The organism is Atopobiaceae bacterium, from assembly GCA_022483015.1.
Classification (GTDB): Bacteria; Actinomycetota; Coriobacteriia; order Coriobacteriales; family Atopobiaceae; genus JALCUE01.
Genome location: JAKVOB010000001.1, coordinates 20319 through 44143 on the forward strand (window position 1 = coordinate 20319; position 23825 = coordinate 44143).

General features: G+C 66.2%; 21 protein-coding genes. 12 read left to right on the forward strand and 9 right to left on the reverse strand.

Annotation, left to right across the window (positions count from 1 at the left end; translation table 11 throughout):
• Positions 1-72 precede the first annotated feature (72 nt).
• From LKE50_00095 to LKE50_00115, 5 genes are read left to right on the forward strand one after another with little or no spacing between them, the layout of a single operon-like run.
• Positions 73-693, forward strand: coding sequence for a TlpA family protein disulfide reductase (locus LKE50_00095; protein ID MCH3967044.1), 621 nt, complete (start codon positions 73-75; stop codon positions 691-693).
• Positions 690-848 carry a hypothetical protein gene (locus LKE50_00100; protein MCH3967045.1) on the forward strand — a complete coding sequence of 53 codons (159 nt, stop codon included), beginning with the start codon at positions 690-692 and terminating at the stop codon, positions 846-848. The genes LKE50_00095 and LKE50_00100 overlap by 4 nt, the downstream gene beginning before the upstream one ends.
• Positions 841-1758, forward strand: coding sequence for a 4Fe-4S binding protein (locus LKE50_00105; protein ID MCH3967046.1), 918 nt, complete (start codon positions 841-843; stop codon positions 1756-1758). Before LKE50_00100 ends, LKE50_00105 begins: the two co-directional genes overlap by 8 nt.
• Positions 1759-1817: 59 nt before the next feature.
• Positions 1818-2240: a 6-carboxytetrahydropterin synthase gene (locus LKE50_00110; protein MCH3967047.1), complete on the forward strand. Its 423-nt coding sequence runs from the start codon at positions 1818-1820 to the stop codon at positions 2238-2240.
• A gap of 27 nt (positions 2241-2267) precedes the next feature.
• Positions 2268-3386, forward strand: a complete 1119-nt coding sequence (locus tag LKE50_00115) for a GNAT family N-acetyltransferase (protein ID MCH3967048.1) — start codon at positions 2268-2270, stop codon at positions 3384-3386.
• Here the strand turns inward: LKE50_00115 and LKE50_00120 are convergent.
• Together LKE50_00120 and LKE50_00125 are read right to left on the reverse strand one after the other, a co-directional pair.
• A complete protein-coding gene (locus LKE50_00120; GenBank protein MCH3967049.1) occupies positions 3383-4570 on the reverse strand; it encodes a hypothetical protein in 1188 nt (395 codons plus the stop codon). The genes LKE50_00115 and LKE50_00120 overlap by 4 nt on opposite strands.
• Positions 4571-4618: 48 nt before the next feature.
• A complete protein-coding gene (locus LKE50_00125; protein MCH3967050.1) occupies positions 4619-5734 on the reverse strand; it encodes an alpha/beta hydrolase-fold protein in 1116 nt (371 codons plus the stop codon).
• Between the two features lie 158 nt (positions 5735-5892).
• Here LKE50_00125 and LKE50_00130 point away from each other — a divergent pair, with 158 nt between their 5' ends.
• Positions 5893-6339: a hypothetical protein gene (locus tag LKE50_00130; GenBank protein ID MCH3967051.1), complete on the forward strand. Its 447-nt coding sequence runs from the start codon at positions 5893-5895 to the stop codon at positions 6337-6339.
• Positions 6340-6436: 97 nt separating this feature from the next.
• Here LKE50_00130 and LKE50_00135 read toward each other — a convergent pair whose 3' ends face one another.
• The 3 genes from LKE50_00135 to LKE50_00145 all read right to left on the reverse strand — a co-directional run bounded on the left by LKE50_00135 (position 6437) and on the right by LKE50_00145 (position 8738).
• Positions 6437-7396 (reverse strand): Ltp family lipoprotein, encoded by a 960-nt coding sequence (locus LKE50_00135; protein ID MCH3967052.1) that lies wholly within the window; start codon positions 7394-7396, stop codon positions 6437-6439.
• A gap of 138 nt (positions 7397-7534) precedes the next feature.
• Positions 7535-8140 carry a hypothetical protein gene (locus tag LKE50_00140; protein ID MCH3967053.1) on the reverse strand — a complete coding sequence of 202 codons (606 nt, stop codon included), beginning with the start codon at positions 8138-8140 and terminating at the stop codon, positions 7535-7537.
• Positions 8141-8243: 103 nt separating this feature from the next.
• A complete protein-coding gene (locus LKE50_00145) occupies positions 8244-8738 on the reverse strand; it encodes a hypothetical protein (protein ID MCH3967054.1) in 495 nt (164 codons plus the stop codon).
• 7 nt (positions 8739-8745) lie between these two features.
• On the opposite strand from LKE50_00145, the gene LKE50_00150 reads away from it, so the two are divergent.
• The 3 genes from LKE50_00150 to LKE50_00160 all read left to right on the forward strand — a co-directional run bounded on the left by LKE50_00150 (position 8746) and on the right by LKE50_00160 (position 11725).
• A complete protein-coding gene (locus tag LKE50_00150; GenBank protein ID MCH3967055.1) occupies positions 8746-9603 on the forward strand; it encodes a GGDEF domain-containing protein in 858 nt (285 codons plus the stop codon).
• Positions 9604-9750: 147 nt separating this feature from the next.
• Positions 9751-10257 carry an Rrf2 family transcriptional regulator gene (locus tag LKE50_00155; GenBank protein MCH3967056.1) on the forward strand — a complete coding sequence of 169 codons (507 nt, stop codon included), beginning with the start codon at positions 9751-9753 and terminating at the stop codon, positions 10255-10257.
• A gap of 28 nt (positions 10258-10285) precedes the next feature.
• Positions 10286-11725, forward strand: a complete 1440-nt coding sequence (locus LKE50_00160) for an FAD-dependent oxidoreductase (GenBank protein ID MCH3967057.1) — start codon at positions 10286-10288, stop codon at positions 11723-11725.
• Between the two features lie 87 nt (positions 11726-11812).
• On the opposite strand, the gene LKE50_00165 is transcribed toward LKE50_00160, so the two are convergent.
• Entirely contained in the window at positions 11813-13291 is a 1479-nt protein-coding gene (locus LKE50_00165) for a glutamate synthase subunit beta (GenBank protein MCH3967058.1), read from the reverse strand.
• Positions 13292-13293: 2 nt separating this feature from the next.
• A complete protein-coding gene (gltB, locus tag LKE50_00170; protein ID MCH3967059.1) occupies positions 13294-17883 on the reverse strand; it encodes a glutamate synthase large subunit in 4590 nt (1529 codons plus the stop codon).
• A gap of 149 nt (positions 17884-18032) precedes the next feature.
• On the opposite strand from gltB, the gene LKE50_00175 reads away from it, so the two are divergent.
• A complete protein-coding gene (locus tag LKE50_00175) occupies positions 18033-19343 on the forward strand; it encodes an amidohydrolase family protein (GenBank protein MCH3967060.1) in 1311 nt (436 codons plus the stop codon).
• A gap of 80 nt (positions 19344-19423) precedes the next feature.
• On the opposite strand, the gene LKE50_00180 is transcribed toward LKE50_00175, so the two are convergent.
• Complete coding sequence (locus tag LKE50_00180; protein ID MCH3967061.1) at positions 19424-20878, reverse strand: 6-phospho-beta-glucosidase; 1455 nt, start codon at positions 20876-20878, stop codon at positions 19424-19426.
• Positions 20879-21089: 211 nt separating this feature from the next.
• Positions 21090-21977 (reverse strand): MurR/RpiR family transcriptional regulator, encoded by an 888-nt coding sequence (locus LKE50_00185; GenBank protein ID MCH3967062.1) that lies wholly within the window; start codon positions 21975-21977, stop codon positions 21090-21092.
• A 251-nt stretch (positions 21978-22228) separates the two neighbouring features.
• Here LKE50_00185 and LKE50_00190 point away from each other — a divergent pair, with 251 nt between their 5' ends.
• Together LKE50_00190 and LKE50_00195 are read left to right on the forward strand one after the other, a co-directional pair.
• Positions 22229-22561, forward strand: coding sequence for a SemiSWEET family transporter (locus LKE50_00190; protein ID MCH3967063.1), 333 nt, complete (start codon positions 22229-22231; stop codon positions 22559-22561).
• Positions 22562-22679: 118 nt separating this feature from the next.
• The gene (locus LKE50_00195; GenBank protein MCH3967064.1) at positions 22680-23795 is read left to right on the forward strand and encodes an acyltransferase family protein; all 1116 of its coding nucleotides are present in this window, start codon (positions 22680-22682) and stop codon (positions 23793-23795) included.
• Positions 23796-23825: the final 30 nt, after the last annotated feature.

Genomic DNA, 23825 nt, shown 5'->3' on the forward strand with positions numbered 1-23825 from the left:
CCTCCCCCGTGGGGCATACTATATGTTACCTTGTAGGTAATCATATGGTATGCCCCATGATAGGAGACGACCATGTCCCACGGACGCCCCCGCACGTCACTGCCCGGCATCACGCTCGTCGCGGCCCTCGCCCTCGCCACCCTCGGCATCACGGCCTGCGGCTCGGCAGGTGCCGCCTCGACCGCGACCACCTCGTCAGAAGCCACCTCGACCTCGGCCGTGACCAAGGCGGACTCGGCCATCCTGGGTACCTTCTCGGCAGATGACCTCGACGGCATCACGCATGACCAGTCGGCCCTCCAAGGCCACAGGCTCACCATGGTCAACGTCTGGGCCACCTACTGCAGCCCCTGCATCAGGGAGATGGGCTCCTTGGGCGAGCTCTCGGACGACTATGCCGACAAGGGTCTCCAGGTGATCGGCGTGGTGTCCGACACACTGAACTCCGATGGCTCGATCAGCTCGGACCAGGTGAGCACCGCCAAGAGCATCGTCGCGGCCACCGGGGCCGACTACCTGCACCTGGTCCCCTCGTCCGACCTCTATCCCCTCATCAGGACGGCGACGGCCGTACCCACGACCATCTTCGTCGACGAGACGGGCACGCAGGTCGGCAGGACCTATACGGGTGCCAAGAGCAAGGACGCCTGGGCGGCCATCATCGACGAGACCTTGGCGGCGGTGACCTCATGAGGAGGATCATCTCGCTCGTCCGCCATAGCCCGCTGGCACTCGTGGTCGCCGCCGCTGGTGTCGTGCTCATCGTGATCGGCGTGCAAGGTGGGGAGGCCCAGGTCGTCTTCCGCAAGGCCTCCCAGGTCTGCATGGAGTGCATCGGCCTTGGCTAGGACATCCCACACAGACGGGCGCCGACCGCTCCTGCACGGGCACGCACGCCTGGTGGTCCAGGCTGCGGCCACGTTCCTCTCGAATGCCGACCTCGCCGGATTCGCCGAGGGCACCATCCACACGGGCCCGAGCAAGGCCGTCTGCGTACCGGGCCTCAACTGTTACTCATGTCCCGGGGCCGTGGGCGCCTGTCCCATAGGGTCGCTGCAGGCCGTCCTCGCGAGCCGCGGCCGGTGGGCCTCGTTCTATGTGACGGGGTTCCTCGTCCTCGTAGGGTCGCTGCTGGGCCGCCTCGTCTGCGGCTGGCTCTGCCCGTTCGGGCTCGTGCAGGACCTCCTCCACAAGATCCCCTTCCCCCACAAGCTCAAGGTCCTTCCCGGCGAGCGCTGGGCGAGACGCCTGCGCTACGTGGTCCTGGGCCTGCTCGTCATCGTGCTGCCGCTCACCGTGCTCGACCTGGCGGGCCAAGGCCAGCCCTGGTTCTGCGAGTACCTGTGCCCGTCCGGCACCCTCTTCGCGGGCATCCCCCTCGTCGCCGCCAACCCTGGCCTCCAGGCAGCCTTGGGCTGGCTCTTCGACTGGAAGGTCGCCATCCTCGTGGCGTGCCTGCTCGCCTCCGTGGTGCTCTGGCGCCCCTTCTGCCGCTACCTCTGCCCGCTCGGTGCCGTCTACGGCCTGTTCAACCCGATCGCGCTCTATCGCTACCAGGTCGACGAGCATGCCTGCACCGACTGCGGGGCCTGCCATGCGGCCTGCCCCATGGACATCGACGCCCACGCCACCCCCAACAGCCGCGACTGCGTGCGGTGCGGGGCCTGCAAGTCGGCCTGCCCCACGGGCGCTCTCATGAGCACCTGGGAGGCGGCCGTGAGCGACCGCCTGTCCGAGGACGCGAGGCCGAGGGGCTAGCCCATCACCACCCCATCGCTTGCGCTACCCTGAGAGGCACCCTGACCCAAGGAGGCCCCATGTACGGACTCAAGACCGAGAGCTACTTCGACAGCGCGCACTTCCTCGCCGACTATCACGGCAAGTGCGAGAACCTCCACGGTCATCGCTGGCGCGTCGTCGCCTACATAAGCCAGGACGACCTGGGAGATGCCGGCACCGAGCGCGACATGGTGCTCGACTTCGGCCGCTTCAAGGCAACGCTGCGAGAGCTCACGGCGGAGTATGACCACACCTTCCTGGTGGAGGAGGGCACCCTCAAGCCCCAGACCATGGCGTGCCTCGAGGAGGAGGGCTTCTCGCTCACCATCCTGCCCTTCCGGACCACCGCCGAGAACCTCGCACGCCACTTCTTCGACCGCCTGGCCGAGAAGGGCCTGCCCGTCTCGCAGGTCGACGTCTACGAGACGCCGCTCAACTGCGCGACCTATCGTCGCGACTAGACCCATCCCATCGCAAACGGAGTGACCATGACCCAGCTCGAGACCGCACGTCTCATCCTCAGACCCTGGCACGAGTCAGATGCCCCCGCGCTCTTCTCGCATGCGAAGGACCCAGCCGTCGGCCCCGTCGCCGGCTGGCCCGCCCACAAGGACGTCGCCGAGAGCCGCCAGGTCATCCGCGACGTCCTGGCCGCCCCCGAGAGCTATGCCATCGTCATCAAGCGCCACGCCCTTCTCGACCGCCCCGTAGGCAGCATCGGCCTCATGATGGGCGACACGTCGGACATCGGGCTGCCTCCCGACGAGGCCGAGATCGGCTACTGGATCGGACGCAGCCACTGGGGTCACGGATACATGCCCGAGGCCGTGGTCGAGCTCATGCGCCATGCCTTCGTCGACCTCGGGATCAAGGCCGTGTGGTGCGGCTATGACGAGGGCAACGACAGGAGTCGACGCGTCCAGGAGAAGGTCGGCCTCAAGCCCCACCACATCCTCCACGACCGCGTGCGGCCCATCATGGGCGACGTCAGGACCGAGTACCTCACGAGGCTCACCCGCGAGGAGTGGTCGGCGGCACGTGCCGCTGACCCCGTGGACGATGCGACCATCGCAGCCCAGCAGGCCGAGAAGGACGACATCGAGGCGAACGTCGAGCTCGTGTCATTCGTCCGCAGCGGCGGGCAGACCGGGGCGGACCGGGCGGGACTCGATGCCGCGCGCGAGGCGGGGGTTCCCATCTGCGGATGGTGCCCGAAGGGGGGCCTTGCCGAGGACCTCCCCGACGAGCCTGGGGTCATGTCGGGCTACCCCGAGCTCAGGGAGACCCCGTCGGCCGGCTATGTGCAGCGGACGGCCTGGAACGTGCGCGACAGCCATGCCACGCTCATCGTGGCCCCCGACGGGCTCGAGCCCAAGAGCGGCACGGCCATGACGGTCGAGTACGCGCACGACTACGGCAGGCCCGTGTTCGTCGCGACCAAGCCCGAGGACCTCGCCGGCGCACGGAAGTGGCTCGAGGGCGTCGGACGCGGCATCACGCTCAACGTTGCCGGTCCCCGCGCCTCCAAGGTCCCCGAGGCCTACCCCATGACGAAGGACCTCGTCCTGTCCCTCCTGGAACACGACGACGGGCCAGCTCGGCCCTAGGCCAGGGCGTATCCCTTGAATGCCTCCATCGCAGCCTCGTCGGGCTCGCGGGCCATGAAGAACTCGTTGCCCATGTCATCGGAGATGGCATCAGGCATACGCCCGGACATCCGGACGTCTCCCCCGAAGCGGGCAAGGACGTCGTCGAAGGAATGCCGGTAGGTATGGATGTCACGGCGGCCCACATAGACGCAGTACTGGTCGTCGCCGCTCCTCGGTAGCGTCCGCGACCCGTGGCAGACCATGTCGGCCCAGATCTGGTAGACGTCGGTCGAATGCGCGATGTCCATCATGTCAGGTGTGTAGCCTCCGGCCGGCCGCATGTTCACCTCGAGCCCCACGAAGTCCCCCGGCCCACCGAGGCCCGGATGCTCCTGCTCGAGGCGGAAGAACTCCATATGGACGAAGCGGGCACGGACGCCGAACGAGGCGACCGTGGCGCGCCCGCGCTCACGAAGCTGCTGGGGGACCTCGGGCAGCGTGCAGTACGTGAAGTCGAGCCTCTGCTCGACGATCCTCGCCATGGAAGGTGGGAAGCAGCAGCTGCTCTCGAAGAGGGGCGTGCCGTCCTGGTCGATGATGGCATCGTAGCTGTAGATGTCCCCCGTGACGTACTCCTCCATCACGTATGGGACCATCGTCTTGGCCGCGAAGAAGCTCGCGAGGCCGGCGTCGTCCTCGATCTTGAACGTCCCCTCGGCGCCCACGCCCACGTCAGGCTTGGCAAAGACCGGATAGCCCCCGACCTCGCGGACGAAGTCCGCGGCCGCCGCCTGCGTGGAGACCTTGCAGGACCGGGCCGACGGCACACCCGCACGCTCGTAGAAGGCCTTCATGCCCCGCTTGCTCTTGAAACGGGCGACCCCAGCCGTATCGACCCCGGTGGTGATGGCGAAGTCGGTGCGGAGACGTGCGTCCTGCTCGAGCCAGTACTCGTTGTTCGACTCGAGCCAGTCGATGGCGCCATGGCGCGAGATGAGGTATGCGACGGCACGCTGCATCTCGTCATAGTCCGAGAGGGAGTCGACCCGGTAGTACTCGGCAAGCGATGCCTGGAGGTCAGCACCGAGGCTGTCGTAGGAGGCGTCCCCGATGCCGAGCACGGTGGCGCCGTCGCGGCTGAGACGGTCACAGAACCGACGGTAGTTCAACGGAAAGTTCGGAGACACGAAGACGAAGTTCATGGCACCACCCCCACAGCTGCAACCACGTGCTACCGCTCAGCCGACCCCCTACTTGGTCGGCTTCCGCGTTGCAGGCTTGGGTGCAGGCTTCTTGGCGGCAGGCTTCACGGCTGGCTTGGGCGTGGCCTTCTTCGCAGCAGGCTTGGCGGCAGGCTTCACGGCTGGCTTGGGCGTGGCCTTCTTCGCAGCAGGCTTGGCGGCAGGCTTCACGGCTGGCTTGGTCGCAGGCTTCGCGGCGGGCTTGGTCGCGGGCTTCGCGGCCGTCCTTGCCGCTGGCTTGGATGCCGGCTTTGCTACCGGCTTCTTGGCTGCCGGCTTCTTTGCAGCGGACCTCTTGGGTGCGGCCTTCTTTGCGGCAGGCTTCTTGGCAGTGGCCTTCTTGGCCGCGGCCTTCTCCTCCGCGTACGACGTCTTGGCAGAGGGGTCGCCCAGGATCTCCTCCATGAAGTAGGGGAGCTGCTTCTGCCACCATGGCCAGTCGTGTGCCACGTCGGTTCCCCAATAGTCGAACCAGGCGGGGATGCCCTTCTCGGCAAGCACCGTGTCAAGACGACGCGTCGAGGCGAGGAGGTCATCCTCCCAGGCACCCTGACCGACGCAGAAGATGATGTCGGAGTCACGATACAGGCTCATCCAGTCATGGTCCTCGGGCATGTTGGGCAGGAAGTCCAACGGCGAGTTGTCATAGACCAGGGGCTCCTGGTAGTTCGGGAAGAAGTAGTCCGCGTTGTAGATGCCCGAGAGGCCGATGACCGTGTCGAACAGGTCCGGGCGACGGAAGAAGAAGTTGGCCGCGTGGAGCGCTCCCATCGAGCAGCCGGTGACCATGGCCTTGTCGAACTGATGGTTGCGCCTCTCGAGCGTGGGGAGGAGCTCGTCGGTCACGTAGGAGAACCATGCCTCCTGGCGGTTGATGCGGTCGAGCTCGTCTGCATCGTCGTCACACCAGGACTCGTTGTCGATGGCATCCACGAGCACGAGCTGGAGCTTGCCGGACTCGATCCAGGGCATGACGGTCGCGACCATGCCGAAGTTCTCGAAGTCCGTGTAACGCCCGCCCATCGGCGGGAACGCAAGGCAGATCTTGCCCTTCGTCCCATAGACCTCATAGTCCATGTCACGGTCAAGCTTCTTGCTGTGCTCGCTGAAATGCTTCGCGTCCAAGGCATGCCTCCCGGTCGAAGTTTTCAGTCATTATAGCCATATCAGGTCATGGTGGTGTTTCTCGGCAGTACGAACGCGCAGGCCTCTGCGCATTCCACCTGCCGGCATGGGGTACTACTATCTAGACAGATGATGCACGTACGACGCAAAGGAGCGACATGGCATTCGACGCGAGCGACCTCTTCAGGAAGGCCGGCAGCCTCGCCGGTCAGGCCAAGCGGGCGGCCGAGGAGGCCGGCACCAAGGCCAAGCCCTTCCTCGACGACGCCGCCGAGAAGGCCAAGCCCCTCATGGAGCAGGCGGGAACCAAGGCCCAGGAGATGGCGGAGCAGGCCAAGCCCAAGGTCGAGGAGGCAGCCAAGCAGGCCGGCGACCTCCTCTCGACCGCACGGGACCAGTTCTCGCAAGGGTTCGAGAACTCCCAGGACGACGAGAAGGACGGGCTCGGCGATGTCGAGGGCAAGGCGCTCGAGGAGGGCTCTGCCGACGGGGGCGAATCCCCGGTGACGGCCTCGGAGCCGCCCGCTGACACGCCCGACCCGACCACGTCCGAGGATGTCGTGACCCCCTCGGAGGACGCTCCTGACGCCGACACCCAAGCCTAGCAGGCACCCATGTCCGCACCTGCCTGCGACGGACCCTCCGAGGAGGCATCCGCCGCAGGCAGGTCATCCGACCTCATCCACACGCGAGGGGCCCTCGTCAGAGGTTGTCGACCGCGTACTGGGCCTCGTCGGCCGTGAACTTCTCGCCATAGCTCGATGTGAGCTGGTCGTAGATCGCATCAGGTGACATGTTCATCTGCTCCTGGTAGCTACGGGCCTTGGCAAGCGCGTTGGCGTCATAGTCGACCTGGAGGTTGTCGACCGCATACTGCGCCTCGTCGGCCGTGAACTTCTCGCCGTTGTCCGATGTGAGCTGGTCGTAGATTCCCTGCCTCGACATGTGCATCTGGTCGGAGTAGCTCTTGCCCTTGGCAAGGGCATTCGCGTTGTAGTCGGCCTGCAGGTTGTCCACCGCATATTGGGCCGCATCGGTCGAGAACTGGTCACCGTACTCGGACGTGAGCTGGTCGTAGATTCCCTGCCTCGACATGTGCATACGCGAGGAATAGGACGCAGCCCTCGAGAGCGCCGAACGATACTCGGTGGGGACGTCAGCCGCGGCACTGCTTGACGCCGCAGGTGCCGAGACGGCCACCTCGCTCGATGCCGCGGATGCCGATGAGGGTGCCTCGCTCGATGCCGCAGACGTCTGGGCAGCCACGGGTGCCGCCTGGGTAGTCGCCGAGGTCGAGGTGCTGCCAGAGCGGCCGCCCGAGCATGCCAGCGCGACCGAGGAGAGCCAGCTGATGGTCCAGAACGCCATGAGGACGGTGACGATGACGCGGCCCACCGTTCCAGCGGGGACCTTGTTACGCCAGATGAGCCAGATTCCCACCGGTGGGAGGAAGATGCACATGAGGACCAGGAACCAGGTCCTGTCGAGGACGGACGCCTTCCTCCTCGGAGGCACCGCCGGAGCAGGCGTGGACGGAGGGCTCGGCTGCTGGCCTTGTGGCGACTCGGATGCCTGGGACTGGCCAGGCACCTCCCGCCTGGCAGAGGGTTGGCCGTCGGTCGCGCCGTCAGGGGGAATGGGTTGGTGGTCGTTGCTGTCCATGGGAATCTCCTTTGGTCGTATGGCGGCTCACGCCGTCAGGGACCATGCTAGGAACGCCCAGGACATTAATTCAGGTTCCCAACAGCCTGTGGGGACAGGCCACCCCCACGGTCGGGAGAACGAGCGGGGGCATTCCCGTCAGACCGAGAGCACGATGGCCATGGCCAGCGAGAACACGCCCACGGCCACGAGCGGCGCACATCCATCGAGGAAGGCAGGCACGGGAGGGAGCCGGTAATACAGCACGTAGCAGACCATGCTCCCCGCGAAGAGCGCGATCACCAGCACGAGCAGCACGGCACTTGCGCCGGGCGTCAGGGCACCGACCCCCGCCAGGCAGTCGAGGATGTCGAGCTCGAGCGCGAACCAGGCCACGATGAGGAGCAGCTCCGTGGTGACCTGCCTGGAGAAGACCCGATTGGTCACGACCAGGGCCACCACATAGACCAGCGCGCCACCCACGAAGAAGACCCAGCCCGGGAGCGCCCATGAGGTCACCCCGCTGGACGTGATGGCCGCGTCGACCGCACCCAGGCCGTCGGTGATGCGATAGACCCCCCAGGCGCCGCATGCCACAGCCCCCAGGATGCACGCCACGCCCACCCCGTACAGGACGCCTGTCGGCCTCTCTCGCCGCGGGTCGAAGAAGAGCCACCACCAGACGAGGTACAGGGCGGCACAGGCCACGAGTGCCCCATGCCCATGGGCGATCCCCCATACCGGCCATGCCTCGTTCGCAGCCATCCCGGCTCCTCTCCCCTGCCCCATGAAGGTCCCAGACAGGTAACCGTATCCAGCCTAGCACGCATGCCGACAGGCAGGGGCCCGTCCTGCCGAGGCGCACCCATCAGCTCAGGCCCAGCAGAGAGGGCCCCATCCTGCCAGGCCCGAGGCACGTCCAGGAGGGTGCGTCGGCCCCTCCACCACGTTTGTCGCCATCCCATGTCACCCCGCCGAATCCCATGAACACGTACCTTCCAATCGGGGATAAACCACTCATGGGGAGGCGCCTGCTCCGATCGCGACGTCCATCACGGGGAGAGGACCCAAGATGTATGGCACCGTCACAGACGTGCTCGACATCGAGATCGGCGCCTTCTGCCTCTTCATCCTCATCATGGTCCTGACCAAGGTAACCGAGGGGTTCGGCTCCGAGGGCGAGCGCCTGGACTTCAAGGTCGTCGTCGCCTCCGCCTGCCTCATCGTCGTATGCGACGTGGCCACCCGCGTGCTCGAGTCCCAGACCATCCCGGAATCCCTCGTCGCGGCCGACCTGCTCATCAATGCCCTCTACTTCCTCTCCCCTGGGATCATGTGCTTCACCTGGTTGCTCTTCGCCCACAAGCGCCTTGGCTGGCACCGCCTGTGGTCGCGTCCCCACCAAGGTCCTGTTGGGCCTGCCCTGTGGCATCCTGGCCGTCGCTGCCGTGCTGTCGCCTTGGACGGGATGGCTCTTCTACGTCAGCGAGGGGGCCTACCATCGAGGCCCCATCTACCCGCTCCAGTTCCTGGTGCTTGGCTTCTACTTCCTGTCCAACCTCGTCATGTGCCTTCGCGCCGCCCGGTCGGCTGCGAACCGCTGGGACCGCCAGGCCGCGCTCACGTTGTCCAGCTTCATGCTGCCGCCGATACTGGGCCTGCTGCTCCAGGTGGTCTTGCCGGGTTATCCCTTCGACATCGCCTTCATCACCGCGGCGATCCTCCTCGTGTTCATGAACCTCCAGAGCGCCGAGATCCTCCACGACCACCTCACCGGCATCAACAACCGCCGACGGATCGAGTCGAAGCTCCAGGAGCAGCTGGGGTCGTTGGGCATGGGCGAGCGCCTCGTCCTGCTCATGATCGATGTCAACGACTTCAAGGTCATCAACGACACGTTCGGCCACCCCGAGGGGGACCGAGCCTTGAAGCTCGTGGCCAAGGCACTCACCAGCACCTGCGGGAACCTCAGGACCGTGGTCGGCCGCTTCGGCGGGGACGAGTTCGAGGTCATCTGGAGACCGAAGCGCAAGGACGCCGCAGACCTGCCCGGCCTCATCGACGCCGCGATGCTGGACCTGAGCGAGTCCCATGAGCTGCCCTATGAACTCACCTTGAGCATCGGTATGGCAGAGGAGACGGGACCCACCGACGCGACTCCCGACGAGCTGCTCAAGAGGGCGGATGCCGACCTCTACCGGAAGAAGAACCGCTTTCATCAGAGGTGATGGTGCGGCCAGCGCACCCAGAGGGCCTTGATGGGCATGCACCACGAGGACCATCCACCACCGTCGGACGAGGATCCTCCATGGTCCCCTTCCCATCTATAACTGTGTCTGCTATGATTACAGTTAATCGGGAGGGGAGGTCATGCCATGAACGCAGAGTTCGCGACCGCGACCCACGCCTTGGTCTATCTCTTGCATGTAGGACGCTGCGTCACAAGTGACGAGCTCGCAGACAACATCTGCACCAACCCGGCACGCGTGCGCAAGATCATGGCAAAGCTCTGCAAGGCCGGCCTCGTGAGCTCCGGCGCTGGCCGGGCAAGCGGCTATTCCGACGCCGAGGACCACGACCTGGCCCGCATCACCCTCCGCGACGTGATCGAGGCCTTGGGCGAGAGTCCCGTCTCACCCTCCTGGCATCCCGGTGACGTGGACCGTCCCTGCCTCGTCTCCTCGGGCATGGGTGAGGTCATAGACGACGTCTACGACAGGCTCAACGAGCGGTGCCTCGAGGAGCTGGCCAGCATCTCGATCGGACAGGTCCTGCACACCCTCGAGGAGCGGGAGGCAGGCCTCACGACAGGCCCCACCGAGGCCGACCGGCACGATGTCGGCCTCGCGCACGCATGGCAGGCAGACACGTCTGGGGCATGACCCGGACGCGACCCCGGAAGGGAGCACCATGACCAGCTACGACGCGATCGTCATCGGGTTCGGCAAGGCAGGCAAGACCTTGGCAGGATCTCTCGCCAAGCGGGGGCGCACGGTCGCCCTCATCGAGCGCGACGCCGACATGTATGGCGGCACCTGCATCAACGTGGGATGCATCCCCTCGAAGTCCCTCGTAGGCAGCGCCGCCGAGGCGGCACGGCACGCGGACGAGTCCGTTGAGGCCAAGGCGGAGCGCTACGCCGCCGCCATCGCCGAGAAGCGCCGCGTCACCTCCCTGCTCCGCGGCAAGAACTATCACAAGCTCGCCGACCTCGACACCGTGGACGTGATCGACGGGACCGCAAGCTTCGTCGCCCCAGGCACGGTCCTGGTCACACGGCCCGACGGCACGAGCGAGCGGGTCTGCTCACGGCAGGTCTTCGTCAACACGGGCGCCCGCCCGTCAGACCCTGGCATCCCTGGCATCGAGGGCAACCCCCATGCCTACACCAGCGAGACCCTCATGGACGAGGACGTCCTTCCCTCCCGACTCACCCTCGTGGGGGCCGGCTACATCGGCATGGAGTTCGCCTCGATGTACGCGAGCTTCGGCTCGACCGTCACCGTGCTCCAGCAAGGGGAGACGTTCCTCCCCCGTGAGGATGCCGACGTGGCCGAGGCCATACGTGGGCTCCTCGAGGGCCAGGGGGTACGGTTCGTGCTTGGGGCTGACATCACCGCCATCGAGGGCGGCAACGTGCGCTACCGCGGTGGCCATCCCGCCGGCGAGGAGGCGGACGAGGCAGGACGGGAGCACGTCCTCGCCGGTGACGCCGTCCTCGTCGCGACGGGAAGGAGGCCCAACGTGGCCGACCTCGACCTCGCCGCCGCCGGGATCCAGCTCACCGAGCGCGGCGCCATCAAGGTCGACGGGCTCCTCCGCACCACGGCCCCTGACGTCTGGGCGATGGGCGACGTGGCCGGGAGCCCCCAGTTCACCTATGCCTCGCTCGACGACTTCCGCATCGTCGCCCAGCAGCTCCAGACGGGCGACCCCCTGGCCGCAGGCACCACGGACGGCTCATGGGGCACGCCAGACACGAGCTGGCGCACCACGTCCCAGCGCACGAACGTCCCCTACTCGGTCTTCATGGCGACGCCCCTGGGGCGAGCCGGCATCACCGAGGCACAGGCATCCCGCGCCGGCCTCGACTTCCACGTGCTCAAGATGCCCACGGCCGCCGTCCCCAAGGCACAGGTGCTCCGCCAGACCGGTGGGCTCCTCAAGGCGGTCGTGGAGGATGGGACCGACCGCATACTAGGCGTGGCGCTGCTCATGCCCGAGGCGCACGAGGTCGTGAACCTGGTCTCGCTCGCCATCGACCAGGGCCTCACCGCAGGCGACCTCGCCAGTCGGATCTACACGCACCCCGTCATGTGCGAGGCGCTGAACGACCTGTTCGCACTGTAGGATACCGACCCATCCGACCGACCGAGAGACGACGCCCCCATGACCGTCGGGTCATGGGGGCGTCGTCGTGGGCCATCAGGTCATCCGTCAGAGCTTGAGGTCAGCAGCCACCTCAGCGGCCGCGGCGAGACCGTCGGCAAACGCGGTGACCACGAGCGTCGAACCATCTCGTGCGTCCCCTGCCGCATAGACGGGCGTGCCCTTGGGACCGGCAGACGTCCTCACGCGGTGCGAGCCGTCCTTCTCGGCGACCGGGCGTATGCCGCCGCGGACGCTCGTCACATCAGCACCGAGCGCATCGTAGACACCCTGCTCGGGACCGCTGAACCCGCAGGCGATAAGCACGAGCTGGGCTGGGAGCTCATGCTCGCTGCCCTCGATGCGCTCCGGCTTGCCGCTGGCCCAGTCGAGGTCGACCACCCGGAGTGCGGAGGCGTGGCCCGCCTCGTCCTTCTCGACCTCGAGGGTGTCGACACCCCAGGAGCGCGGGTCCTCGCCCTGGATCTGCGTCGCCTCGACCTGACCGTAGTCGGTCTTCTTGACGTTGGGCCACTCGGGCCAGGCGTTGTCGGGACGGGGCTCGTCGGGAGGCGCGGGCATGAACTCGAGCTGGTGGACGCTCGCAGCACCCTGACGCAGGGCCGTGGCCACGCAGTCGGTGCCGGTGTCGCCACCGCCGATGACCACCACATCCTTGCCCTTGGCACTCACGGCAGGGTCGCCACCGTCGAGCACGGACTTGGTCGAGGACGTGAGGTAGTCGACGGCGAAGCAGACGCCGTCGGCATCCATGCCGTCGGCCTTGAGCGAGCGGGGGCTTGCGGCACCCACCGCGACCACGACGGCATCGAACTCGGAGACGAGGCGCTTGGCGACGGCCTCGTCGCTCGCATCGACCCCGCACTCGACCGAGATGCCGCTCTTGCCCATGAGCTCGACACGACGTGTGACCACGTCCTTGGGGAGCTTCATGTTGGGGATGCCGTACATGAGCAGGCCGCCGGCGCGGTCGTGACGCTCGAGCAGGGTCACACGGGCGCCCCTGCGGGCGAGCTCCCAGGCACAGGCCATCCCGGCTGGGCCAGAGCCCACCACGGCGACCTTGGGTGCGGCATCGTCCGCCTGGGGCAGCACGGCAGGTCCGCCGTTCGACCACTGGTGGTCGGAGATGGCGCGCTCGTCGTCCTTGATGGTCGTGGCCTCCTCGTCACGACCGAGGTTGCAGGCCGCCTCACAGAGTGCCGGGCACACGCGGCCGGTGAACTCCGGGAACGGGTTGGTGAGCGAGAGGCGTGCGGCAGCCTCGTCCCAGAGGCCCCGATAGACGAGGTCGTTCCACTCGGGGATGAGGTTGTGCAGGGGGCATCCGCTCGTCCGCGCATGGCCGAAGCCATAGCCCGTCTGGCAGAAGGCCACGCCGCACATCATGCAGCGGCTCGCCTGCTCACGCTGCTCGCACTCGGGCAGCATGACGGCGAACTCATCGAAGTCGTGCACGGTCTGCGCGCTGCTGCGCTCGTTGTGGGCGCGGCGGTCATGCTCGAGAAACGCACCTGGCTTTCCCATGGCTACATCCCCCTCCTCATGGACTCGAATGCGATGCTCTCGGCCTCGTCGTGGGTGTGTCCCGAACGCTCCGCCTTGGCGACGAGCGAGAGGACCTTGCGGTAGTCGCGCGGGATGACCTTGACGAAGAGGCCCTTGAGGACGTCGAAGCGGTAGAGCAGCTTGATGCCGCGGGGGCTCTGGGTGCGCGCCACATGCTCGGCGATGAGGTCGTGGATGAGGTCGAGGTCCTCGTCCGTGGGATCCATCAGGTCGACCATGTCATGGTTGCAGCGGCTCTCGAGCGTGCCGAACCGGTCGTAGACATAGGCGACACCACCGCTCATGCCTGCCGCGAAGTTGAGGCCGACCTCGCCCAGCACCACGGCGACACCGCCCGTCATATATTCGCAGCCATGGTTGCCGCAGCCCTCGACCACGAGCGTGGCCCCGGAGTTGCGTACGGCGAAGCGTTGGCCGGCGAGCCCGTTGGCAAAGCCCCGTCCGCTCGTGGCCCCATAGAAGGCGACGTTGCCGATGATGACGTTCTCGTCGTACTTGAAGGTGGTACCCTCGGCCGGACGCACCGACAGGATGCCGCCGGAGAGCCCCTTGCCGAAGTAGTCGTTGGCATCGCCCGAGACGTTGAGCGTGATGCCTGCTGGCAGGAAGGCGCCGAAGCTCTGGCCACCGGAGCCGTCGCAGTCGATGGTGACCGACCCCTCGGGGAGCCCCTCGGGATGCGCCTTGGTGACGACGGAACCCAGCATCGTACCCACGCAGCGGTTCACGTTGGCGACGTCGGCATGGAAGCGGATGGGCTTCATGTGGTCGCGCGCATCGGCGGTATAGGGGATGAAGAGCGTCGAGTCGAGGGTACGGTCGAGCTCTGGGTCGAAGGCCATGCTCGGCAGGAAATGACGGCCCTCGGCACCCGGGATCTCACGACCGAACTCGTTGGTGCCGTTCACGAGGACCGGCGAGAGGTCGAGGAGGTCGGCCTTCCAGTTGCCCTCGCAGCCCACCTGGCGCAGGCACTCGGGGTGCCCCACCATGTCGTCGACCGTGGCGAACCCGAGGCTCGCCATGATCTCGCGGAGCTCCTCGGCCACGTAGGTCATGAAGTTGGTGACGTACTCGGGCTTGCCTGCGAAGTGCCCGCGCAGGCGGCAGTTCTGCGTGGCGATGCCTGCGGGGCAGGTGTCCTGCTGGCAGTCACGCTGCATCAGGCAGCCCATCGCGATGATGGGGCAGGTGGCGAAGCCGTACTCCTCGGCACCGAGCAGCGCCGCCACGGCGACGTCGCGGCCGCACATGAGCTTGCCGTCGGCCTCCACGACCACGCGGGAGCGCAGGCCGTTCAGGAGCAGCGTCTGCTGGGCCTCGGCGAGCCCCAGCTCGAGCGGCAGGCCGGCATGGTAGATGGCGTCACGTGGTGCCGCGCCCGTGCCGCCGTTGTGCCCGGAGATGAGGATCTTGTCGGCACCGCCCTTGGCGACGCCCGTGGCGATGGTGCCCACACCGGCCTCGGCGACGAGCTTCACCGAGATGCGCGCACCCGGGTTGGCGTTCTTGAGGTCGAAGATGAGCTCGGCCAGGTCCTCGATGGAATAGATGTCGTGGTGGGGCGGGGGCGAGATGAGTCCCACGCCGGGCGTCGACTGACGCACCGTGGCGATCCAGGGATAGACCTTCTTGCCGGGGAGGTGACCGCCCTCGCCAGGCTTGGCGCCCTGGGCCATCTTGATCTGGATCTCGTCGGCGCTCGCCAGGTAGCGGCTCGTCACGCCGAAGCGCCCCGAGGCCACCTGCTTGATGGCGCTGCGCTTGGAGTCACCGTTGGGAAGCGGCGTCTCGCGGACCGGGTCCTCGCCGCCCTCGCCGGTGTTCGAGCGTCCGTGCAGCCGGTTCATGGCGATGGCCAGGCACTCGTGGGCCTCCTTCGAGATGGACCCGTAGCTCATGGCGCCGGTGTTGAAGCGCTTCACGATCTCGGATGCAGGCTCGACGTCCTCCAAGGGGATGGGGTCGCGGGTGGGGACGAAGTCCAGGAGATCACGCAGGAGGATGGCCCGGCCGGGACGGTGCACGTAGGCGGAGTACTCCTTGAACGTCTGGTAGCTGCCCTCCTGACAGGCATGCTGCAGCAGATAGATGGTACGTGGGTCGATGAGGTGCTCCTCGCCGCCAAGGGGACGCCACTTGGTGATGCCCGAGCTTGCCAGCTGGTCGGGGGCCGGCGTGGACGCGAGGTCCATGGCCTCGTCGTAACGCTGGTTCTCCTCGCGCTGGATGTCAGACAGGCCCAGCCCGCCGATGCGGCTCGTGGTCGCGGTGAAGCAGGTGTCCACGAGTTCCTGCGAGAAGCCCACGATCTCGAAGATCTGCGCGGAATGATAGCCCTGGATGGCGGAGATGCCCATCTTGGACATGATGGAGATGATGCCCGTCGTGATGCCCTTGTCGTAGGCAGAGATCGCGTCGTCCACGCTCATGTTGAGCTCGCCGCGGTCGACGAGGTCCGCGATGCACTCGTGGGCCATGTAGGGATAGATGCCCGAGGCCGAGTATCCCACGAGGGTGGCATAGTCGTGCGGCGAGATGGCGTCCCCGCACTCCACCACGAGGTCGGCGAACATGCGCAGGCCGCGACGGATGAGGTGGTTGTGGACGGAGCCCACCGCGAGCAGGCTTGGGATGGGCACCTCCCCCTCGGCGGCGCGGTCGGAGATGACGATGATGTTGGCGCCGTCACGCACGGCTGCCTCGACCTCGCGGTTGAGGGCGTTGAGGGCGGCCTTCAGGGCGTCCTTGCCGGCAGCCCTGCGATAGACCGCCGAGACGCGCACGGTCTTGAAGCCGGCACGGTCGACGGCGCAGATGCGCTCGAAGGCATCCTTCGACAGGATCGGCCCCTGGAGGCGCACCAGGCGGCAGGTGTCGCGGGCGTCCTCGAGAAGGTTGCCGTGGTTGCCGAGGTAGAGCACCGAGCTCGTGACGAGGCTCTCGCGCAGGGCATCGATCGGCGGATTGGTGACCTGTGCGAAGAGCTCGTTGAAGTAGTCGAAGAACGAGCGGGCGTGGAGCGACAGGCACGCCAGCGACATGTCCTGGCCCATGGACGCGAGCGGGGCCTTGCCGGTGGACGCCATGGGTCGGATGACCTCGTCGACGTCGTCCCAGTGATACCCCAGCTTGGCCATGCGCCTCGTGAGCGAGATGCCCTTGTCGCGGGGAGCCGGCTGGTCGGTGGGCTCGGAGAGGTCATGGATGTCGAGCGTCTCGTCGCCGAGCCAGTCGTGGTAGGGCTTCTCGTTGGCGAACGTGTCCCTGATCTCGTCGTTCCAGATGACGCGGCCCTGGTCGGGATCGACCAGGAGCATCTCGCCGGGCCCGAGGCACCCCGTGCGGAGCACGTCGTCAGGGTCGACGTCGATGGTCCCGACCTCGCTCGAGAGGATCAGGCGGTCGTCACGCGTGACGTAGTAGCGGGCAGGCCTGAGACCGTTGCGGTCGAGGGCCGCGCCCATGGTGTGGCCGTCGGTGAACGCGATCGCGGCCGGGCCGTCCCATGGCTCCATGAGCATGGACTGGTAGGCGTCGTAGGCACGGCGCTTCTCGGAGAGGTCCTTGTTGTGGTCCCAGGGCTCTGGGATGAGCATCGTGACGGCACGGGCGAGGTCGCGCCCGTTCATCGTGAGAAACTCGAGCACGTTGTCGAGGATGGCGGAGTCGGAGCCCTCGCGGTTGATGATGGGCATCACGCGCTCGAGGTCAGACCCCAGCACGGGAGAGTAGAGGTTGGGCTCGCGGGCACGGATCCAGTTGACGTTGCCCTTCAGGGTGTTGATCTCGCCGTTATGGATGATGTAGCGGTTGGGGTGGGCGCGTTCCCAGGACGGCGTGGTGTTGGTCGAGTAGCGGGAGTGGACGAGCGCGATCGAGGTCTCGACGGCCGCGTCGTTGAGGTCGCGGAAGAAGCGCCTCATCTGGGTTGCCACGAGCATGCCCTTGTACACGATGGTCCGGGCGCTCATGGAGCAGACGTAGAAGATCTTGTCGGTGAGGGCCGGCTCGGCGTCGGCACGCTTCTCGATGGTGCGGCGGCACACGTAGAGGCGACGCTCGAAGTCCTGGCCGGCGGGCACGTCGTCGGGACGTCCCACGAAGGCCTGCAGGATGGTGGGCATGCAGGAGCGGGCCGTGGTCCCGAGGTCATGCGCATCGATGGGCACCTCACGCCAGAAGAGCATGGGCAGCCCCATCTCGGCGCAGCCCTCCTCGAAGATCCGACGCGCCACCGCGACCCCGTCCGGGTCCTGCGGCATGAAGAGCATGGCGACGCCGTAGTCGCCCTCGTCGGGAAGGAGGTGCCCGCACTTCTGCGCCTCCTTGCGGAAGAAGCGGTGCGGGACCTGGAAGAGGATGCCGGCGCCGTCGCCCGTGTTGCGCTCGAGTCCCTTGCCGCCACGATGCTCGAGGTTCACGAGCACCGAGAGGGCGTCGTCGAGCATGGCATGGGAGCGCTCGCCCTTGAGCTGTGCCAGTGCGCCGATGCCGCAGGCGTCGTGCTCGAACTCGGGACGATACAGACCATGAGTGGTCGTTTCCACGTTGTTCCTCCTCTAAGGATGCGTGCCCCCAAGGCTTTGGGCCCGCTGGGGAACAAATGCTAGTCGCGTAACGTAACCGATGTGTTTCAAGCAATACAATCGAAGCAATCTCGAAACGTGACGCAACAAATGCCCACAAAGGAGACACCATGACCATCGCCCTCACGCATGCGACCATCCTCGACGGCACGGAGCACATGGAGGCCCAGCCAGAGATGTCCCTCCTGGTCACGGACTCGGGTACCATCGGCCAGGTCGCCCCTTCGGCCGACGTCACCGTGCCATCAGGGGTCCGGGAGGTCGACCTCGCCGGCAGCTACCTCCTGCCGGGCCTCGTCAACATGCACGTGCACTTCTGCGGTGACGGCAAGCCACATAGCGCGGGCGGTGCCTCCGACATCATCGGCAAGGTCACGGGCAACCCGCTGGGGCGTGCCTACCTCCGCCATGTCATCGAGCGCAGTGCCAACACCGACCTCATGAGCGGCGTCACGACGGTGCGCGGCATGGGAGACCCCTCTTGGGCCGACGTCACCATCCGCGACCACATACGCGCCGGCAACCTCACGGGGCCGCGCATGCTCTGCCCCGGTTGGGGCGTCACACCACCCGACGGCCATGGCGTGGGCCTCATCGCCCAGGTCTGCGAGACGCCCGACGACGCCCGCGCCCTCGTGCGCGAGGTCTTCGCCCATGGCTGCGACCTCGTCAAGCTCTTCATCACCGGAGGCGTCTTCGATGCCACGGTCGCAGGCGAGCCCGGCGTGCTGCGGATGCCGCTCGAGATGGCACAGGCCACCGTCGACGAGGCGCACAGGCTCGGGCTGCCCTGCGCCGCACACGTGGAGAGCACGGCCGGGGTCGAGCGCGCGCTCCTCGCCGGCGTGGACACCATCGAGCACGGCGCACCCATGACGCCCAAGATCATCGAGCTCTTCCATCACAACGGGGTCGGCGGCACCTCGAGCCTCACCACGACCATCTCGCCGGCCATCCCGCTCGCCCGCATGGACGCCGAGAGGACCCACTCCACCGACGTCGTCATGACCAACGCGAAGGTCGTCTTCGACGGGATCGTGGAGTGCGCTCGCCAGGCGCTCGACAACGACATCCCGGTCGGCCTCGGCACCGATGCCGGCTGCCCTTACGTGACCCAGTACGACCTCTGGCGCGAGCTCGTCTACTTCCATGAGCTCGTGGGGGTCACCAACGCGTTCGCCCTCCATACCGCCACCGAGGTGAACGCCCGGCTCCTGGGTCTTGGCGAGACCTGCGGCACCATCGCCGAAGGCAAGGCCGCGGACCTCGTCGTGGTCGACAAGGACCCGCTCGACGACCTCGAGGCCCTGCGCGACGTCAGGATGGTCTGCATGGGAGGCAAGCTCATCGAGCGCCCCCACGTGCGGCACCTGACCGACCTCGACGCCGAGCTTGACCAGATCCTTCACGCAAAGGCATAGGTCCCGGCACCGGTGGGACCAGGTCGGGCCAGTCCATCCTCTCGGACGGCCTGGCCCGTACGCTCCCGCGAGGTCCTCCCCTATCCCAGGTCCTCGCCGTTCGTGGCGATGACCTGCTTGTACCAGTCGAAGCTCTTCTTCTTGAAGCGCTTGCCCGTACCCGAGCCGTCGTCGTTCCTGTCGACATAGATGAAGCCATAGCGCTTGCGGAGCTCGCCGGTACCGGCGCTCACCAGGTCGATGCAGCCCCAGGGCGTGTAGCCCATGAGGTTCACGCCGTCCTCCTCGACCGCGAGCTCCATCTGCTCGATGTGGGCCTTGAGGTAGTCGATGCGGTCGTCGTCCTCGACGGCATAGACGCCCTTGCCGGCTGCGGCCTCGGGGTCGAGGTCCTCGATGATGCCCATGCCGTTCTCCACGATGAACTGCGGGATGCCGGCGTAGCGCTCGTCGAAGCGCTTGAGCTGGATGCGGAGGCCCTCAGGGTCGATCGTCCACTCCCATGCGGTCTCGGGCAGGTACGGGTTCTTGACCACGTACGAGTTGTTGTGTTCCATGGAGGTCGGGTCCGCGGCGTCGGCGGCATGGTCCACGGTGTTGGTCATGTAGTAGCTGAATCCGAGGTAGTCGACCGTACCGGCCGCGATGTCGGCCAAGTCCGCGTCCGTGATGTCGAGGTCGAAGCCGCGGCGCTCGAAGTACCTGGTGGCATAGGCAGGGTAGGCGCCACGGACCTGGACGTCCGCGAAGAGGTAGGTCTCGTGGTCGGTGTCATCGGCCAGGCGGACGTCGGCCGGGTTGCAGGTGAGCGGGTAGTACTGGCGTGATGCGATCATGCAGCCGACCTTGAGGTTCGGGTCGATCCCGTGCGCCGCGGCCACGGCGCGCGCGCTCGCCACGAACTCGTAGTGGGCCGCCTGGTACATGGTGCGCTCGGGATCGTCCTCCGCCGAGCCCAGGAAGCCCGAGTTGGTCCAGGTGAAGAAGTCGTTGTCATAGGTGGCCTGGTTGTTGATCTCGTTGAAGGTCATCCAGTACTCGACCTTCTCGTGGTAGCGCGTGAAGCAGGTGGTGGCGAAGCGCACGAACTCGTCGATGGCCTCACGGTGCTTGAAGCCACCGCGCTGGCACAGGGCGAGGGGCATCTCGAAGTGCGAGAGGGTCACGACCGGCTTGATGCCATGCTCGAGGCAGCAGTCGAACAGGTCGTCATAGAAGGCCAGGCCCTCCTCGCAAGGCTCGACGTCGTTGCCATGAGGGAAGATGCGACTCCAGGCGATCGAGGTGCGGAAGCACTTGAAGCCCATCTCGGCGAAGAGGGCGATGTCGTCGCGGTACGTGTGGTAGAAGTCGATGGCCTCGTGGTTGGGATACCACGCGCCCTCCTCGATGCCGTCCGTGATGCGACGGGGCACGCCGTGCCGCGCACCCGTCATGACGTCGGCCGCCGAGAGGCCCTTGCCACCTTGGTCGTACCCACCCTCGAGCTGGTGCGCCGCCACGGCCCCGCCCCACAGGAAGTCCTTCTTGAGCATGCGTCTCTCCTCTCATGCGCCCGACCTCGTCGGGAGCAGCCTATGCCTTCGCCCATAAGTCTAGGCGGCATGGGGAGGTGCGCCCCACCCCATGCCAGGAGTTGGCGCAATGTAACAGGGCATGGTGCCGACCGGTCGAGCCGCAGGCCAGAGCGAACGCCCCGCCCCTCGTCCTATGCACCATCTTCGCACCCGGCAGATGTCGCCCCACCTAGAGCCCGCTCACCTGGTGCTGGGACGCGTTCTCGTCCTCGAGCAGACGGGCGCGGTCGAGCCTGGTGCGATACAGGTCGGCGTATCGGCTGGCGAGCTGAGAGACGTCGAGGTAGGACCCGGACAGCACGAGTGCGGCCAAGGTGTCGAAGAGATACTTTGCCGAGGTCGCGAAGACGATGTCGCCCTGCCTCATGGCCTCGTGGTCGAAGAAGAGCTCGAACGTCATGGAGCAGGCATCGGCCAACGGAGAGGAGCCGTTCGCCGTCACCGCGATGGTTGCCACACCCCTCTCGGCAAGGTTCAGCGCCGTCTGCACCACGGTCTTGTCAGTCCCACTCCTGCTGAAGAGGAAGACCACATGATCATTCGGCACCACGAACGAGAGGTAGATCATCTTGTCCATGCTGGAATAGACCGTGGCGAGACGACCCTCCTGGGCCAGGATGTGCGAGGAGTACGACGCAAGCGAGGCAAGCGCGTCCTGTGCCACGAAGTCGACGTAGGTGGCCCTCACCACCAGGTCGGCAGCCTCCTGGAGCTGCTCGGGTGAGAGCTTCTCGCGCGTGCGGTCGATCACGGTATGTTGGAGCTCGGCCATCTTGTTGAGGACGGCAGGCGCCGAGTCCCGCTCATGGATGGCGACATCACCCATGCGGGAGCGCTTGAGGTCCGAGACGATGTTGACCTTGAAGGCGTTGTAGTTCTCGTAGCCCAGCTTGCGCGAGAGGCGCAGCACCGCGGTCGGGCTCGTGAGGGTGCGACGGGCCAGCTCACGTGAAGAGACGCGCGCCGCCTCCTCGGGATGGTCGAGCACATAGGCCACGATGGCGCGCTCGCCCTCGGTGAGGTCCTGGCTGGTGCGCAGACGCTCGAACGAATCCATGATGGGACCCTTCCTGACGAGAAGCACGGAGGAGCAGGCTGGTCCTGCCTGCCCCCTGCCATTATCCGTCATCTGGGGTGGCCTGGCGCAACGTCACGCGCGATGCCAGGCATGGATGCCCCGCCTCGGTAACATCCATCCGAACCCGGGCGCCATCCCCGAAAGGAGGGTGCCCGCACCATAGGATGGTCCCATCGATACCCCAAGCAGCCCCGCGGGCGACAGACGTCGGCGGGAAGGAGAGGGACCCCATGCCAGACATCCAGATGGTCAGCGTCATCGCCGCCGTGCTGTGCTGCGCCTCGTTCGTGCCCGACGCCGCACGTGCCATCGTCCACAAGGACGTCGCCGGGATCAACCTGGTCATGTACGGCATGTTCGTGGCAGGGGTCACCTGCTGGTTCGTCTATGGCCTCGTCACGGCACAGCCGAGCCTGGCCGTGGCCAACGGCATCACGATGGTGCTCTCGGGTGTCACGTTGGCGACCAAGGTGCGCGTGGATGTGCTGCCAAAGCGGTACGAGGGGCAGGACGGGACCTGCGAGGCTATCGCCGATGACACGACGGCTCCGGAGCATGTCTGACCGCTCGTTCATCGCATCGGTCGACCAGCGAGTCGTGGCAGCAGAATATCGGTACCATCCCGTTTCTGGTAGAAGCATGAGACCTGGACCGGCACGACACTCCCGGACTGGAGCCGCCATGACCAAGCAGAGGACCACCTCGATAGAGCTCATGCGCCTCATCGCGGCCATTGGCATCATGATTGTCCATTTTGGCAGCATCTACCTCGGAGCAAATCACATCTGGGCACCCTTTGCGTATGTGTTCGTGGAGCTCTTCTTCATCCTCGGCGGCTTCTTCATGATGAGACATCTCGAGACCGCCTCGGAGCCCATGAGTACTGGGGCCTTCCTGTTGCACAAGGTCAAAGGCTTCTACAGCGTCTTCATCATCGCTTTCTCAGCGCAGTTCGTCCTGTTCGTGATCACCAACCAGGTCCAGGGCCTCGATGGCTACCTTCACTCCCTCCTGCACTTCAAGTGGGAGGCCCTGCTCCTGCACTGCTCTGGCGCAATCAAAGACCCGGCCTTCAACGCTGACTATCTCCTCGGGACGAGTTGGTACCTCTCGGCAATGATGCTCGCCTTCGTCTTCGTGTATCCCCTTGCGAAGGGGTACCGCAAGCTCTTCAAGGGGTTCATCGCCCCCGTCCTGGTCATCCTGCTCTATGCCATCATCATCCAGTACTATGGCACCCTCGATGTGGGCAGCGAGTACCTGGGCATCGTCACGCTCGCCATCATGCGAGGAGTCGCCGGGGTCTGCCTCGGGGCCCTCTGTTGGGAATGCCTGCAGGCGCTACGCGATTGGGAGCCAAGTGAGTCCGTGCTCAGGGCGCTCTCCACGATGGAGGTCCTCCTCTGGCTTGCCGCGATTCTCCTCCTGACGCAGCTCGACTTCACGACCGACGAGGACGCCCTCTTCTATGTTCTCGTCTTCTCAGGCATCGTCGTCTTGGGCTTCTGGGACAAGACCGCATTGGCCCACCTGCTCAACCACCATATGGTGCGTGCCCTCACCATGGCTGGCCGGCTCTCGCTCTATCTCTATCTCTTCCATTGGACGGTCATGACTGCCATGAACCTCTGGCTGCCAGGGCTGCCGACGCCTTGGGCATGGGCGCTCTTCTTCGCGATCACGTTAGGGCTCTCCCTGCTCTGCATGGCCTTCGATGCGAGAAGGAAGACCTCGAAGCCGGTGCTTGCGCTCGTGGCTGGCTTCCTTGGAATCGCACTGATCCTGACCCTGGCCTGATACTCGTTCAAAAGGAGCAGGGGATGCATG

Bases quoted from the DNA above. Each gene is read 5' to 3' on its own strand.
- LKE50_00165 (MCH3967058.1), bottom strand. From the start codon at position 13,291: ATGGGAAAGCCAGGTGCGTTTCTCGAGCATGACCGCCGCGCCCACAAC.
- LKE50_00195 (MCH3967064.1), top strand. From the start codon at position 22,680: ATGACCAAGCAGAGGACCACCTCGATAGAGCTCATGCGCCTCATCGCG.
- LKE50_00140 (MCH3967053.1), bottom strand. From the start codon at position 8,140: ATGGCTGCGAACGAGGCATGGCCGGTATGGGGGATCGCCCATGGGCAT.
- LKE50_00135 (MCH3967052.1), bottom strand. From the start codon at position 7,396: ATGGACAGCAACGACCACCAACCCATTCCCCCTGACGGCGCGACCGAC.
- LKE50_00155 (MCH3967056.1), top strand. From the start codon at position 9,751: ATGAACGCAGAGTTCGCGACCGCGACCCACGCCTTGGTCTATCTCTTG.
- LKE50_00180 (MCH3967061.1), bottom strand. From the start codon at position 20,878: ATGCTCAAGAAGGACTTCCTGTGGGGCGGGGCCGTGGCGGCGCACCAG.
- LKE50_00110 (MCH3967047.1), top strand. From the start codon at position 1,818: ATGTACGGACTCAAGACCGAGAGCTACTTCGACAGCGCGCACTTCCTC.
- LKE50_00190 (MCH3967063.1), top strand. From the start codon at position 22,229: ATGCCAGACATCCAGATGGTCAGCGTCATCGCCGCCGTGCTGTGCTGC.
- LKE50_00160 (MCH3967057.1), top strand. From the start codon at position 10,286: ATGACCAGCTACGACGCGATCGTCATCGGGTTCGGCAAGGCAGGCAAG.
- LKE50_00130 (MCH3967051.1), top strand. From the start codon at position 5,893: ATGGCATTCGACGCGAGCGACCTCTTCAGGAAGGCCGGCAGCCTCGCC.
- LKE50_00100 (MCH3967045.1), top strand. From the start codon at position 690: ATGAGGAGGATCATCTCGCTCGTCCGCCATAGCCCGCTGGCACTCGTG.
- LKE50_00115 (MCH3967048.1), top strand. From the start codon at position 2,268: ATGACCCAGCTCGAGACCGCACGTCTCATCCTCAGACCCTGGCACGAG.
- LKE50_00175 (MCH3967060.1), top strand. From the start codon at position 18,033: ATGACCATCGCCCTCACGCATGCGACCATCCTCGACGGCACGGAGCAC.
- LKE50_00185 (MCH3967062.1), bottom strand. From the start codon at position 21,977: ATGGATTCGTTCGAGCGTCTGCGCACCAGCCAGGACCTCACCGAGGGC.
- LKE50_00095 (MCH3967044.1), top strand. From the start codon at position 73: ATGTCCCACGGACGCCCCCGCACGTCACTGCCCGGCATCACGCTCGTC.
- LKE50_00120 (MCH3967049.1), bottom strand. From the start codon at position 4,570: ATGAACTTCGTCTTCGTGTCTCCGAACTTTCCGTTGAACTACCGTCGG.